The sequence below is a fragment of the Streptomyces sp. NBC_01089 genome, from assembly GCF_045162975.1.
In the GTDB taxonomy this organism is placed as follows: domain Bacteria; phylum Actinomycetota; class Actinomycetes; order Streptomycetales; family Streptomycetaceae; genus Streptomyces.
Map to the genome: position 1 here is coordinate 7,653,002 of NZ_CP108660.1, position 14,703 is coordinate 7,667,704.

Annotated in this window: 16 protein-coding genes; 7 read left to right on the plus strand and 9 right to left on the minus strand. The window is 72.1% G+C overall.

Going from position 1 to position 14,703, the window contains the following annotated elements; genetic code table 11:
- The first annotated feature begins 167 nt into the window (after window positions 1-167).
- Window positions 168-1,205, plus strand: coding sequence for an NUDIX domain-containing protein (locus OG510_RS34450; protein ID WP_406141940.1), 1,038 nt, complete (start codon window positions 168-170; stop codon window positions 1,203-1,205).
- 11 nt (window positions 1,206-1,216) lie between these two features.
- Here OG510_RS34450 and OG510_RS34455 read toward each other — a convergent pair whose 3' ends face one another.
- Window positions 1,217-2,581: a dipeptidase gene (locus OG510_RS34455; protein ID WP_406141941.1), complete on the minus strand. Its 1,365-nt coding sequence runs from the start codon at window positions 2,579-2,581 to the stop codon at window positions 1,217-1,219.
- Between the two features lie 166 nt (window positions 2,582-2,747).
- On the opposite strand from OG510_RS34455, the gene OG510_RS34460 reads away from it, so the two are divergent.
- Complete coding sequence (locus tag OG510_RS34460) at window positions 2,748-4,070, plus strand: geranylgeranyl reductase family protein (RefSeq protein WP_406141942.1); 1,323 nt, start codon at window positions 2,748-2,750, stop codon at window positions 4,068-4,070.
- Between the two features lie 20 nt (window positions 4,071-4,090).
- On the opposite strand, the gene OG510_RS34465 is transcribed toward OG510_RS34460, so the two are convergent.
- A complete protein-coding gene (locus OG510_RS34465; protein ID WP_406141943.1) occupies window positions 4,091-4,540 on the minus strand; it encodes a nitroreductase family deazaflavin-dependent oxidoreductase in 450 nt (149 codons plus the stop codon).
- A 144-nt stretch (window positions 4,541-4,684) separates the two neighbouring features.
- On the opposite strand from OG510_RS34465, the gene OG510_RS34470 reads away from it, so the two are divergent.
- Genes OG510_RS34470 through OG510_RS34480 form a run of 3 tightly spaced genes read left to right on the plus strand, consistent with a single transcriptional unit; the run spans window position 4,685 to window position 7,586 of the window.
- A complete protein-coding gene (locus OG510_RS34470) occupies window positions 4,685-5,380 on the plus strand; it encodes a TetR/AcrR family transcriptional regulator (RefSeq protein ID WP_406141944.1) in 696 nt (231 codons plus the stop codon).
- A gap of 59 nt (window positions 5,381-5,439) precedes the next feature.
- Window positions 5,440-6,924 carry a sensor histidine kinase gene (locus OG510_RS34475; protein ID WP_406141945.1) on the plus strand — a complete coding sequence of 495 codons (1,485 nt, stop codon included), beginning with the start codon at window positions 5,440-5,442 and terminating at the stop codon, window positions 6,922-6,924.
- Window positions 6,921-7,586 carry a response regulator gene (locus tag OG510_RS34480; protein ID WP_406141946.1) on the plus strand — a complete coding sequence of 222 codons (666 nt, stop codon included), beginning with the start codon at window positions 6,921-6,923 and terminating at the stop codon, window positions 7,584-7,586. Before OG510_RS34475 ends, OG510_RS34480 begins: the two co-directional genes overlap by 4 nt.
- Before the next feature lie 64 nt (window positions 7,587-7,650).
- Here the strand turns inward: OG510_RS34480 and OG510_RS34485 are convergent, their stop codons facing one another.
- Together OG510_RS34485 and OG510_RS34490 are read right to left on the minus strand one after the other, a co-directional pair.
- The gene (locus tag OG510_RS34485; RefSeq protein WP_406141947.1) at window positions 7,651-8,394 is read right to left on the minus strand and encodes a maleylpyruvate isomerase family mycothiol-dependent enzyme; all 744 of its coding nucleotides are present in this window, start codon (window positions 8,392-8,394) and stop codon (window positions 7,651-7,653) included.
- A gap of 21 nt (window positions 8,395-8,415) precedes the next feature.
- Window positions 8,416-9,651: an MFS transporter gene (locus OG510_RS34490; RefSeq protein WP_406141948.1), complete on the minus strand. Its 1,236-nt coding sequence runs from the start codon at window positions 9,649-9,651 to the stop codon at window positions 8,416-8,418.
- Between the two features lie 87 nt (window positions 9,652-9,738).
- On the opposite strand from OG510_RS34490, the gene OG510_RS34495 reads away from it, so the two are divergent.
- On the plus strand, window positions 9,739-10,950 hold the full coding sequence (locus OG510_RS34495) for an ROK family protein (RefSeq protein ID WP_406141949.1): 1,212 nt from the start codon (window positions 9,739-9,741) through the stop codon (window positions 10,948-10,950).
- Between the two features lie 59 nt (window positions 10,951-11,009).
- Here the strand turns inward: OG510_RS34495 and OG510_RS34500 are convergent, their stop codons facing one another.
- Genes OG510_RS34500 through OG510_RS34510 form a run of 3 tightly spaced genes read right to left on the minus strand, consistent with a single transcriptional unit; the run spans window position 11,010 to window position 13,100 of the window.
- Window positions 11,010-11,912, minus strand: coding sequence for a phosphotriesterase (locus OG510_RS34500; protein ID WP_406141950.1), 903 nt, complete (start codon window positions 11,910-11,912; stop codon window positions 11,010-11,012).
- Window positions 11,906-12,487 (minus strand): DUF4865 family protein, encoded by a 582-nt coding sequence (locus tag OG510_RS34505; protein WP_406141951.1) that lies wholly within the window; start codon window positions 12,485-12,487, stop codon window positions 11,906-11,908. Before OG510_RS34505 ends, OG510_RS34500 begins: the two co-directional genes overlap by 7 nt.
- Window positions 12,488-12,524: 37 nt before the next feature.
- Entirely contained in the window at window positions 12,525-13,100 is a 576-nt protein-coding gene (locus OG510_RS34510) for a TetR/AcrR family transcriptional regulator (RefSeq protein ID WP_406141952.1), read from the minus strand.
- Window positions 13,101-13,331: 231 nt separating this feature from the next.
- Here OG510_RS34510 and OG510_RS34515 point away from each other — a divergent pair, with 231 nt between their 5' ends.
- Window positions 13,332-13,622 carry an SHOCT domain-containing protein gene (locus OG510_RS34515; protein ID WP_164265662.1) on the plus strand — a complete coding sequence of 97 codons (291 nt, stop codon included), beginning with the start codon at window positions 13,332-13,334 and terminating at the stop codon, window positions 13,620-13,622.
- Between the two features lie 79 nt (window positions 13,623-13,701).
- Here OG510_RS34515 and OG510_RS34520 read toward each other — a convergent pair whose 3' ends face one another.
- Together OG510_RS34520 and OG510_RS34525 are read right to left on the minus strand one after the other, a co-directional pair.
- The gene (locus tag OG510_RS34520; protein WP_406141953.1) at window positions 13,702-14,205 is read right to left on the minus strand and encodes an ATP-binding protein; all 504 of its coding nucleotides are present in this window, start codon (window positions 14,203-14,205) and stop codon (window positions 13,702-13,704) included.
- A gap of 139 nt (window positions 14,206-14,344) precedes the next feature.
- Entirely contained in the window at window positions 14,345-14,656 is a 312-nt protein-coding gene (locus tag OG510_RS34525; RefSeq protein WP_406141954.1) for a hypothetical protein, read from the minus strand.
- Window positions 14,657-14,703: the final 47 nt, after the last annotated feature.

The window sequence follows — 14,703 nt, forward strand, 5'->3', positions numbered from 1 at the left end:
CGAGCCCTGGGCATCTCTGCTGTCCGCCCCGCCGGGGCCACGTGCGTCCCGGCCCCGGCGGCGGCCGTACGGCGAATCGCCCGGCCGATGCACCATGCCGCCCAACCGGGTTTCCGTGGCAGGGTGTTGCGGGCAAACCACTGGGGCCTAGGCGAAGAGGGGGAACCGTGATCGTCTGGATCAACGGTGCGTTCAGTGCGGGCAAGACGAGCACCGCGCGAGAACTGATCGACCTGATCCCGAACAGCACCTTCTACGACCCCGAGGTGCTCGGCGGGGCGCTGCGTCTCCTGCTGCCGCAGAAGAGACTGGCCGAGGTCAACGACTTCCAGGATCTGCCGGTCTGGCGGCGCATGGTCGTCGACACCGCCGCCGCACTGCTCGCCGATGTCGGCGGGGTGCTCGTGGTGCCGATGACGCTGCTGAGACAGGAGTACCGCGACGAGATCTTCGGCGGGCTCGCCTCCCGCCGGATTCCGGTCTGTCATGTGCTGCTGGCAACAGAGGAAACGATCCTGCGCGAACGTATCGCCGGGCGCGTGGAGACTCCGGACGACCCCGAGGCCGGCGAGCGCGTACGGCAGTGGTCCTACGAGCACATCGAGCCGTACCGCACGGCGCTCGGCTGGCTCGCCGCCGACGCCCACACCGTCGACAACACCACGCTGACCCCGGCCGCGACCGCCGAGCGCATCGCCGAGGCACTGCGCTCCGGGGCCGCCGGGGTGTGCGAGATCGTCCAGACCCCGGAGCCGACGTCGGAGACGCTCGCCGCCGGCGTCCTCCTCTTCGACGAGCAGGACAGGGTGCTGCTCGTCGACCCGACGTACAAGCCGGGCTGGGAGTTCCCCGGCGGAGTGGTCGAGAACGGCGAGGCCCCCGCGCGGGCGGGCATCCGGGAGGTGGCCGAGGAGATAGGGATACAACTCGGGCATGTCCCGAGGCTCCTCGTGGTCGACTGGGAGCCGCCGAGCCCACCCGGCTTCGGCGGTCTGCGGCTCCTCTTCGACGGCGGCCGCCTCGACAGCGCGGAGGCCGGGCGGCTGCTGCTGCCCGGCTCCGAACTGCGCGGCTGGCGATTCGTCAGCGAACAGGACGCGGCCCAGCTGCTGCCGCCCAACCGCTACCAGCGGCTGCGCTGGGCCCTGCGTGCCAGGGAACGCTCGGCCGTGCTCAACCTGGAGGCCGGGGTGCCGGTGGGCTGACGCGCGCCCGGCTACGCCTTTTTCGACCGCGCGTAGTTGACGAGGAAGTGCGCCTCGGTGACGGAGAGCCGCTCCAGCTCCTCGGGCGACACGCTCTCGTTCACGGCGTGGATCTGCGCCTCGGGCTCGCTCAGCCCGATCAGCAGGATCTCCGCATCCGGGTAGAGCGTGGCGAGCGTGTTGCAGAGCGGGATCGAGCCGCCGAGGCCCGCCGACTGCATCTCCTCGCCCGGGTACGCGACACGCATCGCGTCGGCCATCGCGGTGTACGCGGGGCTGCTGGTGTCGGCCCGGAACGGCTGGCCCTGGCCGACCTGCTCCACCGAGAGCCGCGCGCCCCATGGCGTGTGTGCCTGGAGGTGCGCGGTCAGCAGCTCGGTCGCGTCGGCCGCGTCGGTGCCCGGCGGTACCCGCAGACTGACCTGGGCCCGTGCGCTCGCCTGCACCGAAGGCGTCGAGCCCACGACGGCGGGGCAGTCGATGCCGATGACGGTGACGGCGGGGCGGGCCCAGATGCGGTCGGCCACCGTGCCGCCGCCGATCAGCTCCACACCGTCGATGACCTTCGCGTCCCGGCGGAACTCGTCCTGCGGGTACTGGAGTCCGTCCCACACGGCGTCCGAGGCCAGCCCGTCGATCACCGTCGAACCGTCATCGGCGCGCAGCGAGTCCAGCAGCCGGATCAGCGCGGCGAGCGCGTCGGGCGCCGCGCCGCCGAACTGGCCGGAGTGCAGATTGCCCTCCAGGGTGTCCAGCCGGACCCGGAGCATCGTCATCCCGCGCAGCGTGGCCGTGACGGTCGGCAGGCCGACCCGGAAGTTCCCGCTGTCGCCGATGACGACGGCGTCGGCCGTGAGGAGCTCGGGGTGGGCCTCGGCGTACCGTTCGAGACCGCCGGTGCCCTGTTCCTCCGAGCCTTCGACGACGACCTTCACGGAGACCGGGACGCCGCCGTTCGCCTTCAGGGCGCGCAGCGCGAGCAGGTGCATGATGAACCCGCCCTTGCAGTCGGCCGACCCGCGCCCGTACCAGCGGCCGTTCCGCTCGGTCAGCTCGAACGGCGGGGAGAGCCAGGCGTCCTCGCCGAGCGGCGGCTGGACGTCGTAGTGCGCGTAGAGCAGCACGGTCGGCGCACCCTCGGGGCCGGGCAGCAGGCCGTAGACGGACCGGGAGCCGTCGGGGGTGTCGAGGAGCGCGACATCCTGGAAGCCCTCGGCGCGCAGCGCCCCCGCGACCCACTCGGCCGCGCCCTCGCACTCGCTCCTGGGGAAGACCGCCGGATCCGCGACCGACCTGAAGGCCACCAGCTCGGTCAGCTCCGCCTGTGCGCGGGGCATCAGCGAGGTGACGGTCTCGGCAATCGGATTCGCGGTCATGGGCACGCTCCTCGTGGGTGCGACGTTGAAGTACGTGTACGTGTGTGCACACATGCGTTCGTTTGCGGGCTGACCGATCCTCCCACAGCGGGGTCGGCCGGCAGCGCGCCGTAGTATGCCGTCGACAAGCACGGGCCACTGGTCGGATCAGGAGCAGCAGCACATCGTGAGCAGCGAGAACGCAGACGCGGGCACGGAGCACGACCAGCCGGTATGGGATGTGGTGGTGGTCGGAGCAGGTCCGGCCGGTGCCTCCGCGGCGTATGCCGCTGCCGTGGCGGGACGGAGGGTTCTCCTGCTGGAGAAGGCCGAGTTGCCGCGCTACAAGACCTGCGGCGGAGGCATCATCGGGCCGTCGCGCGACTCCCTGCCGCCGGGATTCGAACTGCCGCTGCGCGACCGGGTGTACGCGGTGACGTTCTCGATGAACGGCAGGATGACCCGTACCCGCCGGTCCAAGCAGATGCTCTTCGGGCTCGTCAACAGGCCCGAGTTCGACCAGGGGCTGGTCGAGGAGGCGCAGAAGGCGGGCGCCGAGGTCCGTACCGGTGTCGCCGTCTCCCGGGTCGAGCAGCACGGGTCGGCCGTGCCCGACCGGCGCACGGTCGCGGTCGTCCTCGCCGACGGCGGGACGGTGCTGGCCCGCGCGGTCGTCGGTGCCGACGGCAGTGCCAGCCGGATAGGGGCCCATGTCGGGGTGAAGATGGACCAGGTGGATCTCGGTCTTGAGGCCGAGATCCCGGTTCCGCCGACGGTCGCCGAGGACTGGTCGGGGCGCGTCCTCATCGACTGGGGCCCCATCCCGGGGAGTTACGGCTGGGTGTTCCCCAAGGGCGACACGCTCACCGTCGGCGTGATCTCGGCGCGCGGCGAGGGTGCGGCCACCAAGCGGTATCTGGAGGACTTCATCGCCCGGCAGGGGCTGGCCGGTTTCGAGCCGTCCGTCTCGTCCGGCCATCTGACCCGGTGCCGCAGCGAGGACTCGCCGCTGTCCCGGGGCCGGGTGCTGGTGTGCGGGGACGCGGCCGGGCTGCTGGAGCCGTGGACGCGCGAGGGGATCTCGTTCGCGCTGCGTTCGGGCCGGCTGGCCGGCGAGTGGGCGGTCCGGGTCGCCGAGGCCCACGACGCCGTGGACGCCCGCCGCCAGGCGCTGAACTACGCCTTCGCCATCAAGGCAGGTCTGGGCGTCGAGATGGCGGTCGGGCGCCGGATGCTGAAGGTGTTCGAGCGCCGTCCGGGAATGCTGCACGGGGTGATCACCGGGTTCCGGCCGGCCTGGAAGGCGTTCGCCGGGATCACCCGTGGCTCGACGTCACTGGGCGAGCTGGTGCGTACGCATCCGCTGGCGCAGCGGGCACTCGGAGTGCTGGACCGCAGGGACGGCGGCCGGGCGGCCGGCAGGGCGCCGGTGTCCGACGCGGAGGACGAGGCGATCGGCGGCAACGGTAACGGCGAGGACGCGGGCCGGGAGGTCAGCCCGGTCGACTAGGGCTCGGTCTCCTGTGCCGGCTATTTCGGCGTGGTGATGCGGAAGACGGGGTGGTCGGGGGCGATTCGGGTGAGTTCGGCGGCGGGCGAGTCGGCGCTCACGCCGTCGAAGAACGCCCCGACCTCCATCTTCCAGCGCTTCAGATAGGCGCGCAGGATCTCCGGCTTCTCGCCGTCGGGCACCTCGACCGCGTGGAAGGGCTGCGATCTGCGGCCGAGCAGCAGCTCGCCGCCGCCTGCCGCGCGCATGTTGTGGGTCCACTGGACGTGCCCGCGTGCGGCGACCAGATACTCGCCGTTGTCCAGCCTCAGCGGATTGACCGGGGTACGGCGCCACTGGCCGCTCTTGCGTCCGCGCACCGCCAGGATCCGGGACCCCCAGACGCTGACGCCGCGCCTGGTCAGCCAGGCGACCGTCCGGTTGAGCACCTGGACCGTGAACCAGCCGGGCTTCCTGACGTAGGTGGTCATGGGGTTCTCCTCAGTGATGTGTGAGACGAGCGAAAGTGTGAGCACTGCTCTCGCTTAAGAGCAGTGTGCACTGATTGCCGATCCAAAGCAAGAGCACTGCTCTCGTTATTGGTCAGTGATCTGGAATCTGGCAGACTGGCCACCATGAGTGCTGTCCGAGGAGCCAGAGAACGAGCCCGTACCGAGATCACCGCGGCCATCAAGGACGAGGCGCGCAGACAACTCGCCGACCAGGGCGCCGCGAACCTCTCCCTCCGCGCGGTCGCGCGCGAACTGGGCATGGTCTCCTCCGCGCTCTACCGGTACTTCCCGAGCCGTGACGAACTCCTCACCGCTCTCATCGTCGACGCCTACGACGCGATCGGCGAGACCGCGGAGGCCGCTCTCGCCGGAGCGGGCCGGGCCGCGCCCCGCTCCCGCTGGGTCACCGTCTGTACGGCGGTCCGCGGCTGGGCGCTCGCCCGTCCGCACGAATACGCCCTGATCTACGGCTCCCCGGTACCGGGCTACACCGCGCCCGGCGCGACCGTCGGCCCCGCGTCGAGGGTGGCCCTCGTCCTGATCTCCATCGTCGGCGACGCCTACCGCGGCGACGGCGTCGCGCTTCCGCCGGTGCCTGCCGTGTTGCGGTCCGAGGCGGACCGACTGGCGGCGGAAATCGCCCCGGACCTGCCGCCCGCCGCGGCCCTCGCACTCACCGCGGCCTGGGCGCAGCTGTTCGGGCTGATCACCTTCGAGGTCTTCGGCCAGTTCAAACAGGTGGTGACGGATCGCGACGCCTTCTTCGAACGGGCCGCGGACGGGCTCGCTGACTCCGTCGGTCTACTCCGCCGGGAGTAGACGTGACCGCCACGCCTGGCTGACGCCCCGGGCGCCCCCGCCGGTCTAGCGTTGCTCCCATGGACGAGCCCGGCACCGACCAGCGACGCGGACCCCTGAGGGGCGGTCTGTCGCGGGCGCACGGACGGCCCGGCCAGGACCGTCCGGCGCGCGGGCGTGGCGGGCCCGGCGGGCGGTCCGGGCGCGGCGGGCGCGGCGGGCCCGGTCGGCGGCACGGGGCGTGGGAGCACGACGGCCCCGGCCGGTGGCGGCCGCACTGGGAGGGGGCGCCCGCGGGCCGGGTGCCCTGGCGCTCCACGCTGGTCCTCACCGTGATCGTCCTGGTGGGCACCACCATCGCCGCCCACGAGCAGGCCGGCCGCGCCCCGCTCGATGTGTGGGCCCGGCTGCTGCTGGTGGCCGGGCAGGCGTTCCTGCTGCTCCGCACCAAGTACCCGGTCCTCACCGCCTTCGCCACCGCGGCCTGCGCGATGGTCTATCTGGGCGCCGGATATCCGTACGGCCCCGTGTTCCTCACCGTCGCCGTCGGCTGCTTCGGCGCCATCGTCGCCGGTCACCGCTATGCCGCCTGGTCCGCCGTCGGCATGCTCTGGGCCGGACACGTCCTGGCCGCGCACTGGCTCTACCGCCGGCTGCCGCCCGCCGGCGATCACGCCGCCCCTTGGGGGCAGGAACTGGCGGTCACCGCCTGGGTGGTGGCGATCCTCGCCGCCTCCGAGCTGGCCAGGGTGCGGCGCGAGCGGTGGGCCCGCGAACGTGCCGAACGCCGGGCCGCCGAGAAGCGCCGCGCCGACGAGGAGCGGCTGCGTATCGCCCGTGAGCTCCACGACGTACTGGCCCACAGCATCTCGGTCATCAATGTGCAGTCGGGTGTCGGGCTCGCTCTCCTGGACTCCGACCCCGAGCAGGCGCGTACCGCTCTGACCACCATCAAGGCCGCGAGCAAGGAGGCGCTGGGGGAGGTGCGCCAGGTGCTGGACACCCTGCGGGCGCCCGGCGCGGCCCCGCGGGCCCCGGCCCCTGGACTCGACCGGCTCGGCGAACTCGTGGAGCAGGCGTCCGCCGCCGGTCTGACCGTGGACACCGTCACCGAAGGAGCGCGCAGAGAGCTCCCGCCCGGTGCCGACCTCGCCGCCTTCCGCATCGTCCAGGAGGCGCTGACCAACGTGGTGCGCCACTCCGGGTCACGTACCGCCCGCATCACCCTCGCCTATGCCCCGCAGCGGTTGGTCCTGCGGATCGAGGACGAAGGACCGGCCACCCACGACGAGGCGGGAGGCAGCGGCAACGGCCTGGTGGGCATGCGGGAGCGGGCGGCCGCCCTGGGTGGCACGATCGACGCGGGGCCGCGCCAGGGTGGCGGGTTCCGGGTCGAGGCCGTCATCCCGTTCACCGGCGGGGCTTCCGCGCCCAGCCCCGGACCACCCGACGCGCCGCTCGCAGCGCCGCCCGGCCCACCGCCCACCGGGCCGACCGCGGGTCCGCCCGCCGCACCACCCACCGGGCCCGCCGCACCACCCGCCGCACCTGAGGAGTCACCGTGATCCGTGTCCTGCTCGCCGACGACCAGTCCCTGGTCAGAGCCGGATTCCAGGCGCTGCTCGGGGCCCAGCCGGACATCGAGGTGACCGGCGAGGCCGCCGACGGTGCCGAGGCGCTGACGCTGGTGCGCGAACTGCGGCCGGACGTCGTGCTGATGGACATCCGGATGCCGGTGCTCGACGGTCTGGCCGCCACCCGGAAGATCACCGCCGACCCCGATCTGGACGGGGTCAAGGTGGTCATGCTCACCACCTTCGAGCTCGACGAGTACGTCTTCGAGGCGATCCGCTCGGGGGCCTCCGGCTTCCTGGTCAAGGACACCGAGCCGGACGAACTGCTGCGTGCGGTACGGGCGGTGGTCGACGGGGACGCACTGCTCTCGCCGGGGGTGACACGCAGACTCATCGCCGAATTCGCCGCGCGCTCCAAGGAACCCGCCGAAGCCGTCGGCCTCGGCCGGCTCACCGAACGCGAGCGCGAGGTGATGGCGCTCGTCGGTATCGGCCTCTCCAACGAGGAGATCGCCCGCAGGCTCGTCGTCAGCGCGCTCACCGCCAAGACCCATGTCAGCCGCGCCATGGTGAAGCTCGGCGCCCGCGACCGTGCCCAGCTCGTGGTGCTGGCGTACGAGTCGGGGCTGGTGCGCCCCGGCTGGCTGGGCTGAACACGGGCCGTGGCTCAGGCCGTGGCTCTGGCGTCAACTCTGCCCCGAACACCCCGCCCGTTCCTCAGACCGCGGAGTTCTCCCGCCAGAACCGGGCCAGGGCGGCATCGCCGGTGACGGACAGGCCGGAGAGCGGACGGCGGTTCCACAGCGTCGCGTAGAGCAGTGCGGCCTCCCCGCTCAGCTCGCAGTCGGCGGGGCCTTCGCCGGTGTACTCGGCGCGGGGCGGTTCCGCCGAGAGGTGCACGGTCCATACGTCCCCGGTGTCGGTGGCCCGTACTCGAAGCGTACGCGGCCCCTCCGTACGCACCCGGCTCCTGGGCCTCGCGTGGAACCCGCGCAGCAGCTCGTCGATGCCGTCTGCGGCGAACTCCGGTTCCGGCGGGCCCGGTTCGGCGCCGAGCGCCGATTCGGCGTCCATCCGGTGCACGGCGGTCTCATGTGCCTGCCGCCGGGCCCAGAACGCGAGCGGTGACGCCGCGGGCAGGAAGGTCCAGCAGTCCAGATCCTCCGGTCCGGCGGCCAGCGCGGCCACCAGCGAACGGTGTCCTGCCCCGAACCAGTCGATGAGTTCGTCCCCGTCGGTACGGGGCCCGGCGGCGGGCCGGTGGAAGCGGGTGTGCCCCTCCGCGACGAAGGCGGTCGCCCAGCGGTGCACCGAGCCGGTGTGCCGCAGCAGATCCCGTACGTCCCAGCCGGGGCAGGTGGGCACCGCGGCCCCCGTGCCGGCCCGGGCGGCGGCGGTGGCGAGCAGACGCCCCTCACGGTCGAGGGCCGAGATGAAGGTGCCGGTCGGCAGGGGATCCATACGGGCGATTGTGCCAGGGCGTCAGGCGGCCGCGGGCGCCGATGCGTTGCGGCTGGCGTACCCGATCAGCGCGGCGACCGCGGCGAGCAGCGCCACCGTGGTGAGGGCGATGGGCAGCGTCAGCCAGTCGGCGAGGAAGCCGATCACGGGCGGGCCGATCAGCATGCCCCCGTAGCCCAGGGTGGAGGCGGTGGCGACCCCGCCGGGGCCCGCCAGCGCGCCTGCCCGGCCGATCGCCACGGGGAAGCTGTTGGCCAGTCCGAGCCCGGCCATCACGAACCCGATCAGGGCCAGCCACACCGTGGGCGCGAGGGCCCCCAGCAGCAGGCCAGCCGCCGCCAGGGTCGCGCCGCCGACGAGGGCGCGGGTCTGGCCGAGCCGTTCGAGCAGTGCGGTGCCGGTGGACCGGCCGACGGTCATGGCGAGCGCGAAGAGCGAGTACGCGGCGGCCGCGAGGCCCGGATGCGCGTGCAGGTCCTGCTTCAGATGCAGGGCGCTCCAGTCGGCCATGGCCCCCTCCCCGTACGAGGTGCACAGGGCGATCGTCCCGAAGACCAGCACCAGCCGCCTGCTGTGGCTGTCGAGGCGGCGGGGCTTCGCCGTCTCCCGTACGGCGGTCCGCGGCGCGGACGGGACGGACGGGACGGGATGCCGGAGCAGATCACGGCCGGCCACACAGGTCACCAGGAGGCCCACGGCGGTCAGGCCGAGCAGGTGGGACGACGCCGACAGCCGGCCCGCGACGAGTCCGCCCGCACCCGCGCCGACCATGCCGCCGAGGCTGAAAGCGGCGTGGAAGCTGGACATCACCGGGCGGCGGAGCGCGGCGACCAGATCGACGGCGGCGCTGTTCATCGCCACGTTCAGCCCGCCGTACGCGCCGCCGAACACCAGCAGGACCAGGCCGAGGGTGAGCGCCGAGTGCATCTGCGGCGGCAGCGCGATACTCACCGAGAGGAGGGCCGCGCAGGCGACGGTGACGGGATGGTTGCCGAAGCGCCGGCACAGCCGCCCCGTGAGCATCATCGTGATCACGCCCCCGGCCGACACCCCCAGCAGCGCCAGGCCGAGCGCGCTCGCCGATGCGCCGGTCTGCTGCTTGATCGCGGGGATGCGGACCACCCAGCCGGCGAACAGGAATCCGTCCAGGGCGAAGAAGACGGTGAGGGTGACCCGGAGACGGAGCAGGGAGGGTATGGCGCTGTTTTCGCCCGGACCTCCCGCAAGAGCCGTCCCGACTTTGTTTAGATTCGGCACAAAAGAAGGATAGGGGGAGCGGTGGCCGTGAACAAGGGCGGTACCGGATCGTCTTGCGCCGCCCGGGATCATGGGAGACTCGCCCCCATGAACGGCAAGGTGACGACCAACCGGACGAAGCTGGAGCGTGGCCGCAGCGCGCTGGGACCGGCGCTGGAGCTGGTCCACACGGGCCGCGCTCCCACCCGGGCCGTGCTCACGGCGGAGCTGGGAGTCACCCGGGCCACCGCAGGAGCCGTAGCGGCCGAGCTCGAATCGCTCGGGCTGATCCAGGTCGACTCCCGCCCCGCCGCCGCCGGCTCCCAGGGCCGGCCGTCGCACCGGCTGTCGGTCAACACCGGAGGACCCGTCGTACTCGCCGCCCAGGTGCACGCGGACGGCTTCCGCGCCGCGCTCGTCGGGCTCGGCGGCCGGGCCGTCGCCACATCGCCCGGCTGTGTCACGGTCTCGGCCGACCCGGCGCAGGTCCTCGGGGCTGTCGTCGACGAGGGTGCCGCGCTGCTGCGCGACAGCGGTCTGCGCTGCGTCGGAGCGGGGCTCGCGGTGCCGTCGGCGGTCGCCGAACCGGAGGGTACGGCGCTCAACCCGCTGCACCTCGCATGGCCCGCGGGGGAGCCGGTCCGCGACATCTTCGCCGACCGGGTCCGCGCGGCAGGCATCACCGGCCCCGCCTTCACCGGCAACGACGTCAACCTCGCGGCGCTCGCCGAACACCGCCACGGAGCGGGCCGAGGCGCCCAGCATCTGCTCTGTGTGGCCACCGGGCACCGCGGTGTCGGCGGCGCCCTGGTCCTCGACGGCCGTCTGCACACGGGGAGTTCGGGCCTGGCCCTGGAGGTCGGGCACCTCACGGTCAACCCCGACGGCCGCCCCTGCTACTGCGGAAGCCGGGGCTGCCTCGACGTCGAGACCGACCCGCTGGCGTTCCTCACCGCCGCAGGACGCACGCCCGGCCCCGAGGGCTCACTGCTCCAGCAGTCGCGGGACATTCTCCGTACGGAGTACGACGACCCGGGGGTACGGATCGCCGCCCAGGAGATCGTCGACCGCCTCGGACTCGGTCTGGCCGGTCTGGTGAACATCCTCAACCCGGACCGCATCATCCTCGGCGGTCTCCACCGCGAGCTGCTGGACGCGGACCCGGAGCGGCTGCGCGCCGTCGTCGCCGACCGCAGCCTGTGGGGGCGCAGCGGCGGCGTGCCGATCCTGCCCTGCACGCTGGACCACAACAGCCTGGTCGGAGCGGCGGAGTTGGCCTGGCAGCCGGTCCTCGACGACCCGCTCTCCATCGTCGGCTGAGTGACTGAGTGACTGAGTGACTGAGTGACTGAGGAGCTGAGGGGCTGGACGGCCGGGGATCAGCCCTTCCGGTGAGGCGCGAGCGCGAACGCGCGCGCCGGATTCCCGCTGAAGATCTGCTCCAGGAGGCTTTCCCCCAGGGTGAGTTCCAGCCGTGAGCGGAGTGGTCCGAGCAGGTGGGACATGCCCGGGGTATCCGGCGTCGTGGTGTCCCCGCCCAGCAGCAGCCGGTCACTGTACCCCGCGTCCGCCAGGGAGAGCAGCAGTTCCGGCAGCCGCCAGTCGGTGGCGTGGTTCGCGCGCGAAGGCCCGTCGAACGCGAGGAACGCCCCTGCCTCGGCTGCCTCGTGGTGCACGACGGAGTCGGGGCACCGGCCGAGATGGCCGAGGACCACACTCTGTGGTGGTACGTCCAACTCGCGGCAGAGCAGGCCGAGTACGTCCATCGCACCCGTTCCGAGCTCCAGGTGTACGGCGATGGGCGCACCCGTGCGGTGATGTGCCGACGCCGCCGCCCGCATCGTCTGCCGGGCGTGGGCGTCCAGCCCGTGAAAGCCCCCCGCGACCTTGATCAGTCCGGCCCGCACGCCGGTGTCCCCGATGCCCTCCGTCAGCTCGGAGACGAACAACTCGGCAGCCGTCCCGACGATCCTGCTCAGCGGCTCGGGCCGGTAGTGCGCCGCTCGGTGCAGTCCGGTGGCCGCCACCAGATGGGCGCCGGTCCCGCGAGCGAGCGCCGCCAGTGCTGCGGGCTCACGCCCCATGCCGTGCGGCGTCCACTGCACCACCGACCGCCCACCGAGGCGCAGGAATTCCCGCAGCGACTCTCCGGCCCTTACGGGATCGTCCAGTTCCTGTCCTGGCAGCAGCGGACTGCGGAGGAAGAGGTGATCGTGCGCGTCGGTCGCTCCCAGCTCGGTGGCCGGGATGTCGCCGAGTACGGTGCGGACGGTGGTCACCACTGCCTGCCCCCGGTCAGCGCGGGGCGCTCGGGCGCCGACAGGTGCAGTACCTCGAAACGGTCGCCCACCGCTTCGGGGGCGTCGTCGGCCCAGAGTGAGAAGTGGACCAGTTCCCAGCGGCGCGGATCGACGGCGACGGACGCGCACACGACCCCGTCGAGCCGGGCGAAGCGTGCCGTCCGCGTCACGGCGTCCTCGACCGCCGACGGCAGATCGGTGCCGGGAGCGATGGGCTGTCTCCGCCGGACTGCGGTGCGTGGCACGGTGGTTGAGGCCACTCCCTCTTCATGGGCGAGACCCGTCCAGTGCTGCACCTCGGGCCGCCCGAAGTCGTCGACGATGTGCTGGAAGCCAGGCCCCCAGAGGAAGGAGTTCATGCCGGCGGGGGAGGCCCAGAGGTAGAACGGCGCGTACTGGTTCACCGGTGACTGCGGGCCGCGCTCGCGGATGAGATACGCCTTCAGCCCCAGTCCGGGGAAGTCGTCGAGGAGATGGCCCCGGGTGGCCACCCGGTCGCGGATGATGCCCATGTCGTAGTCGGCGGGCAGGGTGATGTCGTACTGCATCGCGTGCATGGCGTACTCCTCGGGTGAGGCGGTCAGGGGCAGACGGTCAGGCGGGCGGGGCCAGGAGGGCGAGCAGCCCGCCGACCGCGCTGTCGAACGCGGCGGGTGAACCGGCCGCGCGGGCCAGCACATAGCCGCCCTGTACGGTCGCCACGATGGTCGCCGCGGTTTCCTGCGGGGTGAGCGCCGCGCTGAACTCCCCCTGCTGCCGGCCCTCCTCGACGATGGTGGCGAGCCGCCCGTGCAGCCAACCGAGTGTCTCGTCGAGCGGGGCGCGCAGTTCGTCGCTCGCGATGATGTCCGGATCCATGGTCAGCCCTCCGACGGGGCACCCGCGGAGCACATCGCGCTCGCGCAGCAGATAGGCCGAAATCCGCTCGTAGGCGGAACCGTCGCCCCCCAACGAGGTCTCGGCCGTGGCGCGCAGTTCCTCCGCCGTACGCCGGATCGCTGTCAGCGCCAGATCGGGTTTGCCCGCGAAGTGGTGGTACATGCTGCCCTGCCCGGCGCCCGCGCGCTCCTGGATCGCCCGGGGGCTGGTGCCCACGTAGCCGCGCTCCCACAGCAGCTCGCGGGTGGACTCGATCAGCCGCTCAGCAGTGCTCATACGGTCAATGTACATACTAGTAGGTACAGAATCCAGCGAGAGGGCTGTGGGGAGGGGGCGGGAAGAGCGGCCTGGAAAGTGGCCGGGAAGCACCAGTCCGGGAAGCAGCCCGGAAGTCCCCTCGTACTCACGTCGGCGCACGCGCACGGCCGCCGGCCGTACGACGCCATCGGCCTCCCGGAGCGGGAAGCTCGATGTCAGTAGGGAAAACAGTGGAGAGCCTTCCCACCGAGGAGCTGAACCGACATGAACACGCTGGCCTTCGCAGGACCCGGGCCGTGGATCCTGCTCTTCCCGTTCCTCTGGGCGGCGGTCATTTTCACGGTCGTCACCGTTCTGCGCCGTACCGTGTGGCGCGGCAGGCGAGGCCCGTGGCAGGGCCCCGGCCAGATGCGCTCCGCCCAGGGCGAGCACGCCCCGATCGCGATTCTCGGCCGCAGGTTCGCCTCCGGCGAGATCGACGAGGAGGAGTACTGGCGCCGGCTGTCCGTCCTCGACGAACAGTTCGGTCCCACATCGAGAAGCGGGCCCGTCTGACCCGCCGGCATCGTCCCACCGTGGGGCGGGCATCGCAGCGACGCTGCGATGCCCGCCCCACCGTCGTACGGCCGTCGGGTCAGCTCACCAGCGCGGAGTCGGCCGACGGGCGGTCGTAGGCGAACGGCCCCGATGTCGTGGCGCCGTACACCGGAGTGCGGTGGGCGAGGTCGAGCGGTGTGGCGGGCGGCGCGGCCGGCAGCGTGAACCACACGACTTTGCCCGTCGCTCCCTGCGGCCGCACGCCCCAGCACTCGCTGACGGCGGCGATCATCGAGAGCCCGCGCCCACAGGTGGCGAACTGCTCGGCGTCGCACACCAGGGGCATCCGGGGGTCATGGTCGTGGACCGAGACCGTGAGCCGGTCGAGCAGCAGATCCATCTCGACGGTGCACAGTTTGTCCGGCTGGGCGTGCCGGTGGACATTGGTGAGCAACTCGGTGACGCCCAGCGCTGCTTGGTCGATCAGAGGATCGAGATGCCAGTAGCGCAGCTGCGCCGATACGATTCTGCGGACCTGCCCGATACGGGACGGAAGGGCTTGAAGTTCTACGGCGCAATGCCTGGTCGGCTGGGTGATCACGGCTGCGACTCCCCGAATGAGGTCCGGAAGAAGACGAAGTGTCCGGCGGAGAGCTGTTCTCAGCGTGACCGCCGGTGAACCGTTAGTGATGTGACACCAGAGTCACCCAGGGGATGGGGCTTCGCAACTCGCGCCCGGGTCAGCGCCTGCTGCCCCGGTGCACCGCGTCCAGGAACCTGGCGACCGACCTGGAGCTGTCGAGGGGCACATTCCGCTGGCCCATGGTCAGCCGGTAGCGGGTGCCGTTGACGGTCGCCACCATGCGGCCGACCTTGGCGAACCACGGCTTTCCCGCGCTGACGGTGGTCAGCGGGGCGCTGTCGATCTCGCGTCCGCTGCTGGTGAGCAGGGCGAGTCTGCCGTCCTTGATCAGGACCTGTCCGGCCCGGGTGAGCGAACGGGTCCACCGCTCGATCCGTACACCCGTCGCAGTGAATTCCGCTTCCGACATCGTTCTCCCCGCCCTCTTCCGTTCGTCTCCCTCACGGCAGTGTGCCG

Bases quoted from the DNA above. Each gene is read 5' to 3' on its own strand.
- OG510_RS34455 (WP_406141941.1), bottom strand. From the start codon at position 2,581: ATGACCGCGAATCCGATTGCCGAGACCGTCACCTCGCTGATGCCCCGC.
- OG510_RS34465 (WP_406141943.1), bottom strand. From the start codon at position 4,540: ATGACCACCTACGTCAGGAAGCCCGGCTGGTTCACGGTCCAGGTGCTC.
- OG510_RS34470 (WP_406141944.1), top strand. From the start codon at position 4,685: ATGAGTGCTGTCCGAGGAGCCAGAGAACGAGCCCGTACCGAGATCACC.
- OG510_RS34475 (WP_406141945.1), top strand. From the start codon at position 5,440: ATGGACGAGCCCGGCACCGACCAGCGACGCGGACCCCTGAGGGGCGGT.
- OG510_RS34485 (WP_406141947.1), bottom strand. From the start codon at position 8,394: ATGGATCCCCTGCCGACCGGCACCTTCATCTCGGCCCTCGACCGTGAG.
- OG510_RS34495 (WP_406141949.1), top strand. From the start codon at position 9,739: ATGAACGGCAAGGTGACGACCAACCGGACGAAGCTGGAGCGTGGCCGC.
- OG510_RS34505 (WP_406141951.1), bottom strand. From the start codon at position 12,487: ATGCACGCGATGCAGTACGACATCACCCTGCCCGCCGACTACGACATG.
- OG510_RS34510 (WP_406141952.1), bottom strand. From the start codon at position 13,100: ATGTACATTGACCGTATGAGCACTGCTGAGCGGCTGATCGAGTCCACC.
- OG510_RS34515 (WP_164265662.1), top strand. From the start codon at position 13,332: ATGAACACGCTGGCCTTCGCAGGACCCGGGCCGTGGATCCTGCTCTTC.
- OG510_RS34525 (WP_406141954.1), bottom strand. From the start codon at position 14,656: ATGTCGGAAGCGGAATTCACTGCGACGGGTGTACGGATCGAGCGGTGG.